Source organism: Aliidongia dinghuensis, assembly GCF_014643535.1.
GTDB lineage: Bacteria > Pseudomonadota > Alphaproteobacteria > ATCC43930 > CGMCC-115725 > Aliidongia > Aliidongia dinghuensis.
On the sequence record NZ_BMJQ01000002.1, the window covers coordinates 344,707 to 361,249 of the forward strand.

The window sequence follows — 16,543 nt, forward strand, 5'->3', positions numbered from 1 at the left end:
GTCTATTCCTCCGGTCGGATGATAACGGGCAGGCTTTCTTCATGCCCGCCGCAGTCGCAGACGATTTGATATTTGCCGGCAGCCAAAGGCTGGATCGGGATTTTCACCGTCTTGAAGTAGCCAGGACCCGGCGCATGGGTCTTGCTTTCGTCCACTGGATTGGTCGGCAGCAGGGTTGGTTCGATCCCAAGTTCGGGACTGCGGATCGATGCCGTCATCAGCCCCTTGAGCCCTACCTCAAGCGTGACGGGTGTGTGTGCTGTCATAACGATGCTGTCGCGGTTGAAACGTCCGCTGACGACGGTCACGCTGCGCCACTCGTTCGGATCGGACGCCTGAGACAAGGCGCAGGCGGCGAGGCTGCCGCCGAGGATGATAGCTTCAAGAATCGGCCGAAGCCGTCCCGCGCCATTAAAGCTTCGCGACATCAACGTCTCTCCGGTTCCACCAGCCGCCGCCGAGCGCCTGGAACAGGGCGGCGGTATCGGCCAGGCGCGCGGCCTGCGCCTGAACCCGCGCGATGACCGCCTGCTGATAGATCTGCTCGGCATTGAGCACGGTGAGGTGGCTGACCTGGCCGAGCGGCAGCTCCTTGCGCACCAAGTCCAGGCTGCGCTCGGCCGCCTGCTCCGCTGCCACCTGGGCCTTGAGCGCATCCGCATCCGATTTGACCGCGTGGAGCGCGTCGGCCACGTTCTGGAACGCGGCCACGACCGTGCTCTGGTATTGCTCGGCCGCCTGGTCCATCGCTGCATCGGCGCCGCGGCGCTTGTGCAGCAGCGCGCCGCCGTCAAAGAAGGTCTGGTCCACGCCGCCGGTGATGCCCCAGAAGCCGTTGCCCGGCGTGAACAGCTTGGCGATGTCGGTCGCAGCCGTGCCGCTGAAGCCCGAGATTGAGAACTGCGGCAGCATGGCGGCGATCGCGACGCCGACCTCGGCGGTTGCCGCGTGCAGGTTCTCCTCGGCCGCCCGCACGTCCGGCCGCTGCTCGACGAGGTTCGACGGCAGGCTGACCGGCAGCTCCACGGGCAAGTCGAGCGAGGCGAGCTCGAACGTCTGCTCGGGCTCGTTGCTCGGCAGACGGCCGCACAGCGCCGTCACCAGATCGCGCTGCTGGGCCAATTGCTTTTCCAGCGGCGGTAGCGTCGCTTCGGTTTGGGCGAGCGCCGCCTCCTGGACCAGGATATCCGCATCGGCAACCTGACCCAGCGCCCGTTGCCGATGGAACAGGTCCGTCAGCTCCCGCTCGATCGCGACCAGCCGCCCGGTCGCGGCGATCTGTCCCCTGAGCGACGCTTCCTGCACCGCTGCCGCCACCAGATTCGAGGTCAGCGTGAGATAGGTCGCCTCAAGCTCGAAGCGCTGCTGCTCGGCCTGCGCCATCGCGGACTCGACCGCCCGCCGCGTCCCGCCGAACACGTCGGGCGTATAGGAGATCGTGAGCTGCGCCGTGTGCAGCGAGAAGATCGGCTGGTTGTTGAACAGGGTAGCGGCGAGCGTGCCGAGCGCATTCTTCTGCCGGCTTGCCGAGTAGTTGCCTTCGACAGTCGGAAAGAACGAGGCGGCCGTTGCCTTCTCGTTTTCCTCGGCCTGCCGGAGTGCCGCCTGGGCAGCCGTCAAATCATGGTTGGTCTTGAGCGCCTGCTCGATCAGCGCATTGAGCGCCGGCGAATGGAACAGCGTCCACCATTGCCCGGGGATATCCATGTCGCCGACGAAGCGCTGGGAGGCTCCCGCCGGTGCCGCGACGGACACGGTCTCGGGCGCAAGGGGCTCCTTGGCGTAACCCTTGACGTCCGGCGCTGGCGGCGGCGTGAAGTCCGGTCCCACGGCGCAGCCGCTCAGCAGAAGGGCCACGATCGCGGTACGCGGGACCAGCTTGTTGATCATGGGCGCTCTCACAGGTCGACCCCCTCTTCCGCGGGGCGTTCGAGGGGGTTCACGACGGTCCGCCGCTCGACATAGCGCTCGAGCGCGAAATAGAGCGTCGGCAGGATGAACAGGGTCAGCAGGGTCGCGACGACGAGGCCGCCGACCACGACCGTGGCAAGGCCGCGCTGAACGTCGCTGCCGACGCCGGTCGCGAGCGCCGCCGGCAGCATGCCTACGGTCGCGACGGTGGCCGTCATCAGCACCGGCCGAAACCGTTCGGTGGCACCGGCGAGCACGGCAGACTGCAGCCGGCCTTCGTGCTCGCGCACACGGTTCAGGTTCGCCACCATGATGATGCCGTTCTGCACCGACACGCCGAACAGCGCGATGAAGCCGACGGCGGTCGCGACATTGAGCGTCTCGCCGGTGACGTGCAGCGCGATGAGACCGCCCAAGGTCGCGAGCGGCACGACACCCAGCACGAGCGCTGCCTGCCGCATGAGGCCGAAGCCGATGTAGAGGAAGAGCAGCATGAGGCCCATGACGAGAGCCAGGATCAGCACCAGGCGCGCTTCGGCCCGCCGCTGGTTTTCGAACTGCCCTGCCCATTCGAGGCGATATTTCTGCGGGTCGAAATGGACGGCCTGCCCGATCTTTTGCTGGGCCTCGGCCAGATAGGTCGTGAGGTCGCGGTCCTCGAGGTCGATACGCACGGTGATGTTCCGCTCGTTCATCTCGTGCGCGATCGTGCTCTCGCCGTTCTGCAGCTTGATCGAGGCGAGCTGCGCCAGCGGCACCTTGGCACCGCCGGCGGCGGTCAGGGTCAGGTTGCCGAGCGTCTCCGGATCCTTGCGCGCCTCCGCCGGGAAGCGGACCGTGATGCCGTAGACGCGATCTTCGACATAGACTTGGCCGATCGGGCTGCCGCCGACACCCGTCTGGACCAGGTTGGTGATGTCCTGGACGTTGATGCCGTAGCGCGCGGCCGCCGCGCGGTTGATGTTGACCACCATCTGCGGGATCGGCGGCTCCTGGAAGATGGCGGCGTCGGCCGTGCCCTGGATGCCCTTCAGCACGTCGACGATGCCGTTGCCGATCCGGCGCAGCTCCTTGAAGTCGGGCCCGAACACGCGGATCACCAGCGGGCTGTGCGCGCCGCCGACCATGTCGTTCACGCCGTCGATCATCGGCTGGCTGATGCCGACCTGGAAGCCGGGGAGCTGGTTCAGCCGCTCGTTGAGCTTGGCCACGAACTGCGCCTTGGTCTCGCCATGGGGCCAGGTATCGTAGGGGGTGAGGCCGACCGGCGCTTCGATGTGCGACGGGGTCCAGGGGTCGGTCTGATCATCGCTGCGGCCAAGCTGCGTGATCGCGTAGGACGTTTCCGGGAATTCGCGGATTGCCCGGCGCAGCTCGCCGGCGAACTCGCTCGCCTGTTCGAGCGACAGGCCGGTCGGCAGCTGCACCTGGAGCCAGAGCGCGCCCTCGTCGAGGTCCGGCAGGAAATCGCGGCCGACCGTCAGGCCCAGCACCACGACGGCGGCGAAGGTGAGGCCCGTCAGGCCATAGGCGATGACCGGCCGGTCGAGCAATCCGCCGAGCAGCGCCTGGTAACGCGCCTGCAGCCAGATGAGCGGTTTGTTGTGGAACACCGGCCGCGGCTTGCGGAATGCCATGTAGGCGAGGCCGGGGATCAGCGTCAGCGTGCAGAGAAGGGCACCGAACAGCGCGAAGCCGACGGTATAGGCCATCGGCGAGAACAGCTTCGCCTCCGCCCGTTCGAAGGCGAACAGCGGGAAATAGGCAGTGATGATGATGAGAGTCGCGAAGAAGATCGGCCGGATGACGTGCTGCGCCGTCTCCTTGATGTCGTACGGCGTCAGCGGCTCTTTCGGCGCATCCTCGCGCCGGCGCAGGATCGCCTCGGTCACGACGATGGCGCCGTCGACGATGATGCCGAAGTCGATGGAGCCGAGCGAGAACAGGTTCGCCGGCATCTTGAACGCATTCATGATGGCGAAGACCGCGACCAGCGCCATCGGGATCGTGACCGCCACGACCATCGCGCTGCGCGGGCTGCCCAGGAACAGGATCAGGACGATGAAGACGAGGCCGACACCCTCGATCACCGTATGCCCGACCTTGCTCACGGTTGCATGGACGAGCTCGTCGCGATCGATATAGGGCACGATCTTCACGCCCATCGGGTCGAGCTTCTTCTGCAGCTCTGCGATCTTGGCATGCAGCCCCTTCAGCACCTCCGACGCGTTCTCGCCCTTCAGGAGATCGCAGATGCCTTCGATCGTGTCGGGATTGCCGTCCTTGCCGAGGATGCCCTCGCGCTCCTGGTGGCTGAACTGCAGCTTGCCGACGTCCTTGACCAGAACAGGCGCGCCGTTCGCCTGGGTGACCACAATGTTGCCGAGGTCGTCGAGCGAATGGACCATGCCGATGCCGCGAATGACGTAGGCCTGCTCGCCGCGCGTGATCCGGCTGCCGCCGGCGTTCGCGTTGTTGGCGTTGATTGCAGTGACGACATCGTTCAGCGCGAGGCCATAGCGGAGCAGCGCTTTCGGGTCGAGCTCGAGCTGGAACTGCTTGGTGAAGCCGCCGAAATTGTCGACGTTCGTGATGCCGGGCACCTGCTGGAGCGCCGGGATGACGATCCAGCGCTGGATTTCCGACAATTCCATCAGGTTCTTGGTGTCGGACTCGAGCGTGTAGCGATAGATCTCGCCGATCGGGCTCGTGACCGGATCGAGGCCCGGCGTGATGCCGGGCGGGAGCGCCACCTGCTGGATCCGCTCGTTGATCCGCTCCCGTTCCCAATAGTCCTCGGCGCCATCGCGGAACACCATCGTGATGAGCGAGAGCCCGAACGTGCTGCTCGACCGCATGGTGGAGAGGCCGGGCGTGCCGGCGAGGGCCCGCTCAAGCGGCACCGTGATCTGCTGCTCGATTTCCTCGGCGGCGAGGCCGGGCGCCTGGGTCGTGACCTGGGCGGTCACGTCGGCAATGTCCGGATAGGCCTCGACGGCGAGCTGCGTCCAGGAATAGTAGCCGTAGACCGCGGCGAAGACCGCGATCATCACCACCACGAGCCGTTTGTCGAGGCAGAGGCTGACGAGCTTGCTAATCATTCAAGAGCACCCCGCCCTTAATCAGCACCCGCTCGCCGAGCGCCACGCCGTTGACGATCGTGACCGCGTCGCCCGTCTGATATTCGAGCTCGACGGTGCGGCGCACGAACGTCCAGGGTGCGACCTCGACGAAGACCGTCGTGTTGTCGTTGTTCATGAGCAAGGCCGAGGTCGGCAGGACCAGCTGCGGGATCTCGGCGCGCATGAAGGTGGCGGTCGCGAACATGTTGGGCTTGAAGCGGCCGCTGGGGTTCGCGAAGGCGATGCGCACCTTGCTCCGGCGCGTGTCGGGCTCGAGCACCGCGCTCACGAACTGCACGTTCCCCTGGAACGTCTCGGTCGGATAGGCGGCGAACTTGATGGTTGCCTGCTCGCCCTTCTTGACGACGCCGATGTCCTTCTCCGGCACGTTCGCTGTGACCCAGACCGTATCGAGCTGCGAGATCGTCATCAGCGACTGGGTCGGGTCGTTGATGTAGCCGCGCCGCGCGATGTCGAGCTCGGTCACGTCGCCGCTCATGGGCGCTCGGATCGTCAATAGGCGCGACTTGTCCTTCAGATCGACGAACTGGCCGATCGTCTTGAGGCGCGCCTGGGTGCGCTGATATTCGGCGTTCGCCTGGTTATAGGCGTCGCGCGCGGTTTCCAGGTCCTTGTCGGCGCCGGCGCCGATGCCGGTGACGCCGCGTTGCCGGTCGTACGCCTTCTTGGTCAGCTCAAGTGCGGACTGCGCCTTCGCGTCGTCGTCATAGGCCTGGGCAAGATCGGGCGATTCGATGACGGCAATCGCCTGGCCTTGGCTCACGTGGTCGCCGAGCGAGACCTTGAGATCGACGATCCGCCCAGAGAGCGGCGGCAGCACCTTCACCGTCAGCGCCGGATCGGCCTCGACCGTGGCCGGAACTTCGAGCGCCCGCTGGAGCTGTTGCGTCGCCGCCGCCTCGACGAAGAGGCGCTTGCGATAAGGCGACCCCTCGGGAACGACGATTCTGTCGTGGTCATGGACGAGCGCCGGCGCGGCCGGTGGGTCGGCAGCGCGAGCCGGCCCCGGGCCCGACATGAAGCTCGGAAGACCGATGGCGGCGCTGAGAAGCATCGCTCCGGCGCCGAGCGTCAGCCGTCGATGTTGACGCGCCCAACCTAGGGCACGAACCCAATTACGCATCGTTCCACTCCGATTCCTGCCGGATTTGGTTGGTTCGCCCATGTCGCGGCGGTGTCTGGCGGCTTCCCCAAAAGTAGAGATCCGCCTGATGGTCAATTTGATCTTGACTAAATCTGGACGTGCAATCGAACCGCGAAGATCCAGACGGGACCGCGATCGGTGTTGTAGGCGGGATTATTGATGAACTGACCGTCGAAGGTGAGCGAGATCGGTTCGCTGACTTGGTAACGGTAATAGCCCTCGACGATATCCTCAGTGCCGTAGGTGAGCTTGCCGTCGCCGATCAGGATGCCGAGGCCGCCGGCCTTGAAATAGTCGGCCTGGACGCGCGAGAGCGCATTCACCGCGCCGGCGAGCCCGACGGTGTCAGTCGGACGGTCCCAGGCGGTGCCCTTCAGGCTGATGCCGGCCGATGCGCTGCGCGAAATGTCGGTGAACGAGATGATTTCGCTCTGGCCGTCGTTGTAGCTGAAGCGGGCGAAGGCACCGAGATCGTCGGTGATGCCCTGCTCGGCACCGAGCACAAAGCCGTATTTCCAGCGATCCGTCCGGCTCGCGGTAATATCGATGGTCGGGTTCTGCAGCGCTGCTGCATAAGAGCCCATGTTGGCCCGGTTGGCGAACAGCGTTACCCGCGCCTTGCCATCGTGATCGAATAGCTGATAGCGCTGCTCGAATTCGGCCTGATAGCCGCCGCGCTTCAGGAAATTCGTGTCGAGGTCGCGGTCGTTGGAGAATTTCGGCACCAGGAAGTCGCCGAGCCGCACGGCCCAGCTCTTCTGGTTCAGCTCGATCGCCACGCCGTCCGTGTAGCCCTTCTGGTCGGCGGCATAGTCGTAGGCGCCCCCCTCCCAGATCGCCCAGTTAAAGAAATCGTTCCGGGAATCATGGGCGTAGCTGTTCGTATCGAAGATGTCGTTGACCGCGAGCTTGCCGGCCCAAATGGTGATCCGGGCAATATCGCGCCGGCCCGCGATCTGGTTCAGATCGTCCTCGACCTCTTCGGTCTCGCCGCCGAGGCCAATGGTCTGCTTGATATAGAGCCGCGCGATATTGAGCTTCGGTACGTCGGCGCCCGCCTTCTGCGCGTCGCCGTTCGGGAAGCCAGCCAAGCCGAACGTGTGGCTCAAGCCGAAGCCCTGGTTGAACTCTGGATTGAAATAGAGCTCGGTGTTCGGCAGCAGGCGATAGCCCCACATGGCCGTGGCGCTGATCGTCTCCCGCGTGCGCGTGCCCGGATCGAGGCTGTTCGGGCCGCGATAGGGCGATGTGAAGGCGGGGTTGCCCTGCTCGATGTAGGTCAGCTGGTAGTGGTTGCTCCAATCCGCGCCTTCGTCGCCGCTGCCGGGCGCCGGCTGATCGTCGGCCCGCGCCGCGAGCGTCTGGATGACGAGCATCAGCCCGACGAACCCGGCGACGCCATATCGCGTCCGGAGCCGGTCGAGGAATGCGTCCAACCGCGGCACCAAACCTGCCTCGGCTTTGACGGTCGGGCCTTTCCGGTTCAAGTCGCTCATGTTCTTGGAGTCCGGCGGGCTGCGCAACGAAGCGCGCCGCGCTCGCGGTGGTCCCAAGCCTTCACGCTGGGGGCCGTTGCGCGGGGGCGGTCGCGGCCTTGGTGGCCGTCTTCGGTTGCTGCAGCTGAACGAAAGCTTGTCGGCACGAAAGTGTTCGCACCGAATTGAATGCGTCGCGTCTGGGCGACACTCTTGTGGCGCTAGGACGGTATGTCAGGGCCGGCCTGCCGTGCCGGCGATCTTTTCTGGTCGCTCACTTCGCCATCCCCCTTTGTGCGCCGTCAGCGACAAGGCGCGCCGCAAGGTCGGGGCGGACGTTACAGAGCCCCGGTTATCCCGGAGGTTTCCGCCACCTTACCATTTGGAAAGGTGCGCGCCTCCCATTTGGGCAACACTATGCGCGCAGAGAGTCCGGGGCGGGCGTCCTCCAGCTTGAGCTTGCCGAAATGGAGGCTGGTAATCGCCGCGACGATCGACAGGCCCAGCCCGCTCCCGGGGCGCGAACGGCTCTGGTCGAGGCGATAGAAGCGCTCGACCACGCGCGGCAGCTCGTCTGCGGGAATGCCCGTGCCGTTGTCGTTCACGGCCAGCACGACCGTCTCGGCCTCCTCGATGGCCGTGATCCTGATCACGCCTGGGGCACCAGAATGCTTGATCGAGTTATCGACGAGATTGGCAAGCGCGCTGGCAAGCAGATGCTTGTCGCCGAACGTGCGTGGCTCACCGACGATTTCGGTCTCGAGCGTCATGCCGCATGCCTCGACGGCGGCGTCATAAAGCTCTGCAATGTCGACTACGATCGGCCGAAGGTCGACGGGCGAGAAGCTCTCCCGGCCGGCGCCGGCCTCGGCCTCGGCGATCTGTAGCAATCGATCCAGCAGCTGGCTCAGATCGTCGATCTGCTGGATAGCACCCTCGGCGGCTGCGGTGACTGCCGAGGGTTCCTTCTGGGGCTGGATCGCCTCGTCGAGCCGGCTGCGGATCCGAGCGAGCGGTGTCCGGAGGTCATGGGCGATCGCGTTCGAGACATGGCGAACGCCGTCCATCAAGTGCTCGATCCAGTCGAGCATATTGTTGAGATCGCGATTGAGCTTGGCGAACTCGTCGCCGCCCTCGGTGATCGGAATCCGCCGACGGAGATTGCCCGCCTTGATGTCCAAGGTCATTCGGCGGATCTCCATGATCCGCCTTTCGATCTGCCGCCGGAACAGGCTCGCGCCGAAGGCGGCCAGAAGAACCGCAATGGCGCTGCCGATCGCCAGCGCGCGCACAACCAACGCCTCAATTTCCCGCTGGTCCTGCATGTCGCGGCCGACCACGAGGACATAGCCGTTCGCGAGCTGGTGCGGCAGCAGCCGGCTGGTCGACGTCCGGCCGTAGCGAACCACCTTCTGGTCCGAAAGCGTGTCGAACGAAGGCAGAGTGCCCGGCCACCGATCGAGGTTTCCGGCGAGCCTGCGGCCGTCCGGTGCCAGCAGCAGATAGACTTCGGTATCCTGGTTGATGCCGTCGGTCAGCAGCTGCTCGATCTCTTGCCGCACGGTCTCGGCGCCGCGCTGGTCGAAATGGCGCGTAAGGCGGGCCGAGCTGGCGGTCAGCGCCGAGTCGATTTCGCGTGCGAGCACGCCCACGGTGGCGAAGTAGAAGGTTGCGGACGCAGCAAGCAGGCACAGGAGGACGAGCAGGCCGTAACCGACCGCCAGCCGCACGGTGACGGATTGGGGCGACTTATTCATCGGCGGCCAGCGAGTAGCCGACGCCGCGCACGGTGCGGAGCAGCTGCGGGCTGAACCCGCGGTCGATCTTGTTGCGCAGCCGGCTGATCTGCACGTCGATCACGTTCGTCTGCGGGTCGAAATGATAGTCCCATACCGCCTCGAGCAGCATCGTGCGCGTGACGACCTGTCCCTGGTGCCGCATCAGATACTCGAGCAGACGGAACTCGCGCGGCTGGATCGCGATCGCCTGCCCGGCGCGCTCGACCTTGCGGCTCCGGAGGTCGAGCCGCAGATCCGCGATCCGGAGCTCGGAGACTTCCTCGTGGATATTGGAGCGGCGAAACAGCGCTTCCGCGCGTGCGAGCAGCTCGGAGAACGCAAACGGCTTCGCCAGATAATCGTCACCGCCGCCGCGCAGCCCTTTGACGCGTTCGTCGAGGCTCGCAAGAGCGCTCAGCACCAGGACCGGCGTCGTCTTGCCGAGCAACCTGAGCGTCCGCAGGATCGACAGTCCGTCGACATCACCCGGCAGCATGCGATCGAGGATGATGAGGTCCCACCGCTCATTGCTGGCGAGATGAAGCCCGTCGGCACCGTCGCACGACAGCGTCACCGTATGACCGGCCTCGCGCAGCCCGTTGCAGACATATCGCCCGGTGTCCGCTTCATCCTCGATTACCAAGCACCGCACGCGCGGAAGGCTCCATCACTCAGGTCGGAAACCGACTATAACCCGCGCGATCACGCCGCATGACGGCGAATTATCAAGAATGCTGATCCATTGGGCCAAACCGTCCCTGCGTGCGGGAGGGCGTTCTCCCCAGCGCGATACGCGCTCCCCGGCCAGTCGCGCGCTGCGAACTCATTTTTACAGTGCGGCGTTCGGTCCTCTTCTTCGCCCTCGCTACATTGCCAAATGTTAATGTTTCAGATCTGCTGAAGTCGGATCCGGTCATGATATAGGCCATGCTTCATGGGCTTTGGGGCTTGCTTGCCTCTCGTGACCAGGAGAAATTTATTATTGTGAACTATTCTTATCGCGCGCCGGGGGAGGGCGGTGCAACGGAGGACGCTTTGCCTGACGGGCCGACGCTGGTAGTCCCTGCGTTCCGGGTTTCCGAGCTACTGGGAGCGCCAGCCCGAGGCGATGTGCGATCGCCCACGGTCGTTGCTCGGCGTGTCTTTCGCTGTTGCTGCGCCCTGCTCGCGATCGGCGCGATCCTGCATATCGCCATGCCGCTCCTCGCAGCGAGCCTGCCGTTCGAGCGCAACTACAACGAAGGCTGGAACGCCTATCACGCGGCCCGCGCCCTGGACGGCGGTCCATTCTATGCCGGCAATCCGCTGCGGCCGGTCAATTATCCATTCCTGTCGTTCTTTCTGGCCGCGTGGTTGGCGCCCCTCGCCGGCGGCGTTCTTATGGCGGGCCGGTTGCTCAACCTCCTGGGGCTGGCCTCGATCGGGCTGACGTCGGCCTGGATCGTCCGCCGTCTTGGCGGCAAGGGGATCGGTTCCATCTGCACGGCCTTCCTCGCCGTCGGGTTCGTGGGGGTCCAGGCGCCGCGATGGGTCGGTGTGGACGACCCGCAGCTGCTCGCCGAGGCTTTGATGCTGCTCGCGTTGGCCCACCATCTGGGCAGAGCGCCCACGACGCGCCGGCTGGCGATGACGGCCGCCCTGATGGCGCTTGCGGGCTTCACGAAGCACAATCTCGTCGCCATTCCCTGCGCGATCACGCTCGATATCGCCGTCAACCATCGTCGCGTGCTGTGGCAGTGGCTGCTCTTGTCGACCGGCGCGATCCTCGCGCTCTTCGGTGCGACCTATGCCTTGGCCGGCGGCGATTTTTTGACCGAGCTTCTGGCGCCGCGCGAATGGGGGCTCCACCACCTGCTGCCCCATCTGCGCAAGTTCTTCAACGCGTTCAAGATTCCGCTCGTCGCGCTGGGCGTGTTTTTCGCTCGAGTGAAAGGGCCGCACCGTCACGTGGCGATCGTCGCCTGGGGCACGATCTCCTTCCTGTCGTCGGTCGCCTTCGCCGGCGGCGCGGGCGTCTCCTATAACAACTTCATCGACATGGCCGTTTTTCTCGCCATCACGGGCGGGCTCGCCATCGATCGCTGCAGCCGGGCGCCGATGCCGGCCGGTCGCGGCCGCACCATGCTCGTCCTGTTGCTGCCGGCGATCATCGCCGCCCCGATCCTCGACCGCATTCGCACGCCCATCGTCAACCTGGTCCGGTTCTCTGTCGACGGCACGCCTGCGGCTCAGCGGACCGCAGACTTCGAAGCGGCGCGGCGCCTGCTGACGGCGCACCCGGGGCCAGCGATCTGCGAAAGCCTGTTGCTGTGCTTCGATGCGGGCAAGCCGCTGGTCGTCGATCCCTACAACTCCTACCAAGCCATTCTCGCCGGACGGGTCGACGACGAAGCTGTGACCGGCCTGCTGAAGCGACGTGCCATAGCGGTGGTGCAGTTGCGCACGCGCGCGCGGTTCCGCACCACGCCGAACGGCCGGCGTGTTTCGGATTTCGACGGACCGACCCGGTTCACCAACGATTTCTTCGATGCCCTTTTGGAGAATTACGTGCTCGTCAGCGACAGCTCGGTTGGTGCCGTCTATCTGCCAAAGTAGGGACGGTTGTTGCATCTGCCCGTTCGCCTCGACCTCGCGCATGCCGACGGTGATCCAGATGTTTAGTCCCGGGCTTTGATCGCGGCGTGTCAATCGCCGGCCGGTCGACGGGGCGGGCCTGCCGGCCGGCGAAGAGCGTTGCGGCGGAGATGGATGCAAAAGACGACGGCCCAGCAGATCAACAGAGCACCCCCGAAGGGGATGGTCGCGAGTGCCAGCCATCCGAGAACCGCCATGGTGTAGAGCGGGTCACCGAAATCATGGCCGGCAATCACGCAAGGGTGAACCGCCGCCTCGTTCAGTTCGCATTCCGCAATGTTTGCGAGAAGGCCGGCCGCGACGACGGAAAGAACCGGGAAGAACGTCAGGAGGAGGATCGCGAGCAGCGAGAGCCCGTACAGGCGAGCGGGAAACCGCCTGCGTGCGGCCGATGGCGTCTCATTCATTGGCGGAACGGCCGAATGCCGGGCGCACGGTGCTGGGATTTCTGCGAGACATGGTCCTCAACCTCACGCATGCACCCGAGGCCTGACGGCATGGGATTTTTCGCCGGATCGGATGTTCATGTAACAACCGAGGATAGATTGGAAACCGAAATGAAGAACCGGCGCCTCTCCATTCGACATGCGGCACTGTCCCTGCTTCTGGCCATGCCCGTCCCGGCCCACGCACAAGCCCTGGCATTCGGCGGCAGCCCCGGCTCCTTCGCCAACTTCAACTTCCCGATCATCTCGCCGCAGCTCAGCCGCAACATCCTGCAGAGGGCTGCCGGGCCGGACAAGGCTGTGCATTCAGCACGCGGGACGACAGTCGACCTTACGGTCGGGAACGATCCGGCGGTCTCCGCGCGCGCGAGGCAAGCCTTTCTGGATGACATTCATCGCGGCGCAAGCAACGGCCTGACAAGACAGATCGAGCTCTCGCTCCAGCAGCAGGATGTCCGGTCGCAATTCGGCCTGGCGATTTCACCCTATGGGCTGCACCTGAACGATCTGGCGGATGTCACTGCCGCCTACTATGTGGCGATGTGGATGGCGGCCAACCAGGCTCCCCCGCCGACCAAGCCGCAAGTGCAGGCTGTGGGCGGGCAGCTGCACGAGGTGCTTGCCGAGCAGGGCATCCATCTTGATCCGGTGCAGCGTCAGCTTGGCGCCGAAGAAATTATGTATAAAACGGTCTGGCTGATCCATTTGCGCCAGGAAGCCGAGCGCCTGGCGGATCAAAGGGCCCGACAGCAATTGGCGGATGTGGTCTGGCAGGCGTTCAAACGCCAGCAGAATGTTGATCTGCGTGCGACGCTGCTGACCGACGCGGGTCTCGTCGGCAGGCCGTGAGCCCGCGACCGTGATCATTGAAGGAAAACCGATGGGCCGATTGGCAGATTTTCTCCGGCGCCACAGAGAAACCGTCGGCAGAAGGCCGGTCATGCAGCGTATCGTGACGATCATCGGTGCGTTTGTTTTGCTCGGCACGATTGTGGACGGATACGCGGGCAGTCCCGTCAGTTGGCAAGCTTTCTGCCGGCTTGATGCGGAGCAGGCCAAACCGTGCCGGATAACGGACTCCGTCACGTCCAACCTGGAGCACCACATGATATTTACTGCTGGAGAGGCCGAAATCCGGTTTTCCGGCAAGAACTCCGGTGCCTGGTGGTCCGGCGAGCTGAATGGCCGCCCGGCAATGGGCTACGAGAGCCATCGCGGCCATACCGTATTTTCAACGATAGACCTCAAGACGTCGTTCGAGTGGTGCGACAAAGCATCGGACGGCGGCAATGGCTCGATGCCATCTTGCCTGTGAGCCTGAAAGTTCGCGCCGGCGACGGATTTCGGTGCCCGTCGTGGCGCCTGGCTGTGATAGACCAAGCCGGCTTGCGCGCCTTGGGGGTGATCTTGGGCGAATTCGGGCGACGTTCTGCTCCGACCTGTTCCCTGGCGATCGTCGTGCCATGACAATTGGGCGAGAGGCCGGCAACCTAGCGGGTGATGCCCTTCGGAGCCTTGCCGCCAGTGTGTTGCTGGTTCTGGGAACCGTCGCGGGCCTTCCCGGGCGAGCCATCGCTGCGGATGCCGGACCGGCGGCAGAAGCAGCAGTGGGCGCCATCTCGTTCGATATCCCGCCACAACCGCTTGAAGATGCGCTCTACGCATTTGATACCGCGACAGGCATCGAGGTCCTCGTGGACGGCCGAGAGGTTGCCGGCCGGCGATCGGCGGCGGTCGAAGGCGTCTTTACGCCCGAGCAGGCGCTGCGCGTTCTGTTGCTCGGAAGCGGCCTCAAGGCAGAGAAAATCGGTTCCAACGCCATCACGCTCTCGCCCCAACGGATCCCCAGCAGCGCGCTTTATCGAGATTATTCGGCCCTCGTACAAAATGCTGTCGTTCGCATGCTGTGCCGCGAGCTCGGCACGCGGCCCGGCTCTTACCGCGCCGCCATGCGGCTTTGGCTCGATCCGTCCGGTACGGTCTCCAGGGCCGATCTGCTGAGCTCGACCGGCGATCCGGTGCGCGACCGGCGACTTCACGAAACTCTCGTGGGGAGCGGGGTCGGAACGCCGCCGCCGGTGGCGCTTCCGCAACCTGTCATCGTGGTGATCCTGCCGCGCTCGCCGCAGGTCAGCGGCGATTGCTCATAGCAACACTCAGCTCGCCGCGATTTCGCGCTCTAACTATCTGATTGGAGACGGCTTCACGGAATGAGTGGATCGCGAGGCGATTCCACTCATTCCGATCCGGCTCTAGGACACCGACAAAAAAAGATAACACTCCGACGATATGACTGCCGGAGCTGTATGAATTCCACGGCAACCGATCGACGTCGGTAGCGTCTCTGCAAGCGAGCCCTCAAGCCAGCATTATGGCGGATACAAACCAAGCCCTGCTGCTGCGGCTGTTCATGAGCAATTACAGCGCATTGAAGGGACGGCTCGCGCGCCGGCTGGGGTCCGCCGACGCCGCGGATGAGGTGCTGCAGGAAACCTATCTCCGTGTCGAGCGGACGCCGGGAGAGGGGCCGGTTCAGCGCCCGCTGCCGTATCTTTTCCGCATCGCCCTCAATATCGCGGCCGACCTGCGCCGGTCGGACAATCGGCGGCTCGGCCGCTCCGAAATCGAACTGCTGCTGCGGCTCGAGCAGGACGAGCTCGATCCCGAGCGGGTTGCGGAAGGGCGCTCGTCGCTTCGCGCCCTGGTGCAGGCGCTTGATGATCTGCCGCCACGGAAGCGGGCGATCTTCATGGCGGCGCGGCTCGACGGGGCGTCCCATGCGGCAATCGCGGCCCGTTTCGGGATTTCGACGCGCCTTGTGGAGCGCGAACTCAAGCAGGCGCTCGACCATTGCCGGGACCGGCTGGAAATAAATCGTTCACAACCGTTCGGGACGGGCCGTTCGGCATCGTCTAAGAGATAGGAAACGATTGTGGCGGATTGGGCGCACGAAGGCATGGAGACCGATCAGGGCACGCGCGAGGAGGCCGCGGTGAAGGATCAGGCCATGGCCTGGGTCATGCGCCTGACCTCTGGCAAGGCGACGCAAGAGGACGCGATCGCGCTGCGTCGCTGGCGCGAGCAGAGCGAGCTGCATCGGCGGACCTTCGCCGAAGCCAAGCTGCTGTGGGAGGCGCTCGGCCCCGCAGCGAAGGAGATCGCCCGGCGCGGGCCGGTCGCCGACGTCGCCGGCCGGTACGCGGCCCAGCACCTCGGACGCCGCGCTTTCATCGGCGGCGCCCTGGCCGCCTCGGCTGGGGCGGCCGCATATCTCGGGACACGACCCCCGTTCGGTCTCTGGCCCTCCATCGACGAGTTGCGGGCTGATTACCGGACCGGCACAGGAGAACAGCGACAAGTCGTCGTGGCGGGCGATGTGTCGCTGCTGCTGAATACACGGACGAGCGTCGATATCGGCACCGGCTCGTCGGGCAAGCGCGGGATCGATCTCATCTCCGGCGAGGCGGCCATAACGGCGAACGCCAGTGCTGCTGACCCCGTCACTGTTCTGGCGGCGGACGGTCGTGTCAGCGCGTCCGTGGCCCGGTTCATCATCCGCCGCGATGAGGCGACCGTCCGCGTCACCAGCCTCGATGGCGCGGTCGAAGTCGCTCGCCATGATCGTTCCGCAACGGTGCCGCCCGGGCACCAGATCACTTACGACAGGAGCGGGCTAGGGCCGGTCTCGCCGATCGATGTGGCGGCGGCGACAGCATGGCAGCACGGGGTGCTGATTTTCCGGCACGAAACCCTCGCGCACGTCATCGCCGAGGTGAACCGGTACCGGCCGGGACGGATCGTCTTGCTCGATGCCGGCCTCGGCGCCCGCGATGTCGTCGCGAGCTTTCATCTCGATCGGATCGACGAGGTGGTGGCGCATATCGAGCAGGCGTTCGGCGCCCGGGCGACCGTCCTGCCGGGGGGCGTGGTGCTGCTCGGCTGAGCCCGGGCAGATTCCGGTCCGACAAAAAATTTTCGCGGCGCTGTTCGGGATCGGTCCGAGGGTGGCGGT

The 16,543-nt window shown here is 65.1% G+C and carries 13 protein-coding genes; 6 read left to right on the forward strand and 7 right to left on the reverse strand.

The features are described from left to right. Positions 1-2: 2 nt before the first annotated feature. From IEY58_RS04980 to IEY58_RS05010, 7 genes are all read right to left on the reverse strand, one after another. The gene (locus IEY58_RS04980; protein ID WP_189043109.1) at positions 3-428 is read right to left on the reverse strand and encodes a cupredoxin domain-containing protein; all 426 of its coding nucleotides are present in this window, start codon (positions 426-428) and stop codon (positions 3-5) included. Then, positions 412-1,890, reverse strand: a complete 1,479-nt coding sequence (locus IEY58_RS04985; protein WP_189043111.1) for an efflux transporter outer membrane subunit — start codon at positions 1,888-1,890, stop codon at positions 412-414. Before IEY58_RS04985 ends, IEY58_RS04980 begins: the two co-directional genes overlap by 17 nt. Before the next feature lie 8 nt (positions 1,891-1,898). Then, positions 1,899-5,012 carry an efflux RND transporter permease subunit gene (locus IEY58_RS04990; RefSeq protein ID WP_189043113.1) on the reverse strand — a complete coding sequence of 1,038 codons (3,114 nt, stop codon included), beginning with the start codon at positions 5,010-5,012 and terminating at the stop codon, positions 1,899-1,901. Next, positions 5,005-6,108: an efflux RND transporter periplasmic adaptor subunit gene (locus IEY58_RS04995; RefSeq protein WP_229743492.1), complete on the reverse strand. Its 1,104-nt coding sequence runs from the start codon at positions 6,106-6,108 to the stop codon at positions 5,005-5,007. Before IEY58_RS04995 ends, IEY58_RS04990 begins: the two co-directional genes overlap by 8 nt. A gap of 176 nt (positions 6,109-6,284) precedes the next feature. Beyond that, positions 6,285-7,694, reverse strand: coding sequence for a carbohydrate porin (locus IEY58_RS05000; protein ID WP_189043117.1), 1,410 nt, complete (start codon positions 7,692-7,694; stop codon positions 6,285-6,287). 317 nt (positions 7,695-8,011) lie between these two features. Continuing rightward, positions 8,012-9,430: a sensor histidine kinase gene (locus IEY58_RS05005; protein WP_189043119.1), complete on the reverse strand. Its 1,419-nt coding sequence runs from the start codon at positions 9,428-9,430 to the stop codon at positions 8,012-8,014. Continuing rightward, complete coding sequence (locus IEY58_RS05010) at positions 9,423-10,103, reverse strand: winged helix-turn-helix domain-containing protein (RefSeq protein WP_189043121.1); 681 nt, start codon at positions 10,101-10,103, stop codon at positions 9,423-9,425. The genes IEY58_RS05005 and IEY58_RS05010 overlap by 8 nt, the downstream gene beginning before the upstream one ends. Before the next feature lie 542 nt (positions 10,104-10,645). Here IEY58_RS05010 and IEY58_RS05015 point away from each other — a divergent pair. The 6 genes from IEY58_RS05015 to IEY58_RS05040 all read left to right on the forward strand — a co-directional run bounded on the left by IEY58_RS05015 (position 10,646) and on the right by IEY58_RS05040 (position 16,474). Continuing rightward, positions 10,646-12,046 carry a hypothetical protein gene (locus tag IEY58_RS05015; protein WP_189043123.1) on the forward strand — a complete coding sequence of 467 codons (1,401 nt, stop codon included), beginning with the start codon at positions 10,646-10,648 and terminating at the stop codon, positions 12,044-12,046. A 149-nt stretch (positions 12,047-12,195) separates the two neighbouring features. Next, entirely contained in the window at positions 12,196-13,380 is a 1,185-nt protein-coding gene (locus IEY58_RS05020) for a hypothetical protein (RefSeq protein WP_189043125.1), read from the forward strand. 91 nt (positions 13,381-13,471) lie between these two features. Further along, on the forward strand, positions 13,472-13,846 hold the full coding sequence (locus IEY58_RS05025; RefSeq protein ID WP_189043127.1) for a hypothetical protein: 375 nt from the start codon (positions 13,472-13,474) through the stop codon (positions 13,844-13,846). Between the two features lie 211 nt (positions 13,847-14,057). Then, positions 14,058-14,681 (forward strand): STN domain-containing protein, encoded by a 624-nt coding sequence (locus IEY58_RS05030; RefSeq protein ID WP_189043129.1) that lies wholly within the window; start codon positions 14,058-14,060, stop codon positions 14,679-14,681. 260 nt (positions 14,682-14,941) lie between these two features. Further along, positions 14,942-15,454, forward strand: a complete 513-nt coding sequence (locus IEY58_RS05035) for an RNA polymerase sigma factor (protein ID WP_229743493.1) — start codon at positions 14,942-14,944, stop codon at positions 15,452-15,454. A gap of 33 nt (positions 15,455-15,487) precedes the next feature. Further along, positions 15,488-16,474 (forward strand): FecR family protein, encoded by a 987-nt coding sequence (locus IEY58_RS05040; RefSeq protein WP_189043132.1) that lies wholly within the window; start codon positions 15,488-15,490, stop codon positions 16,472-16,474. The last annotated feature ends 69 nt before the right edge of the window (positions 16,475-16,543 follow it).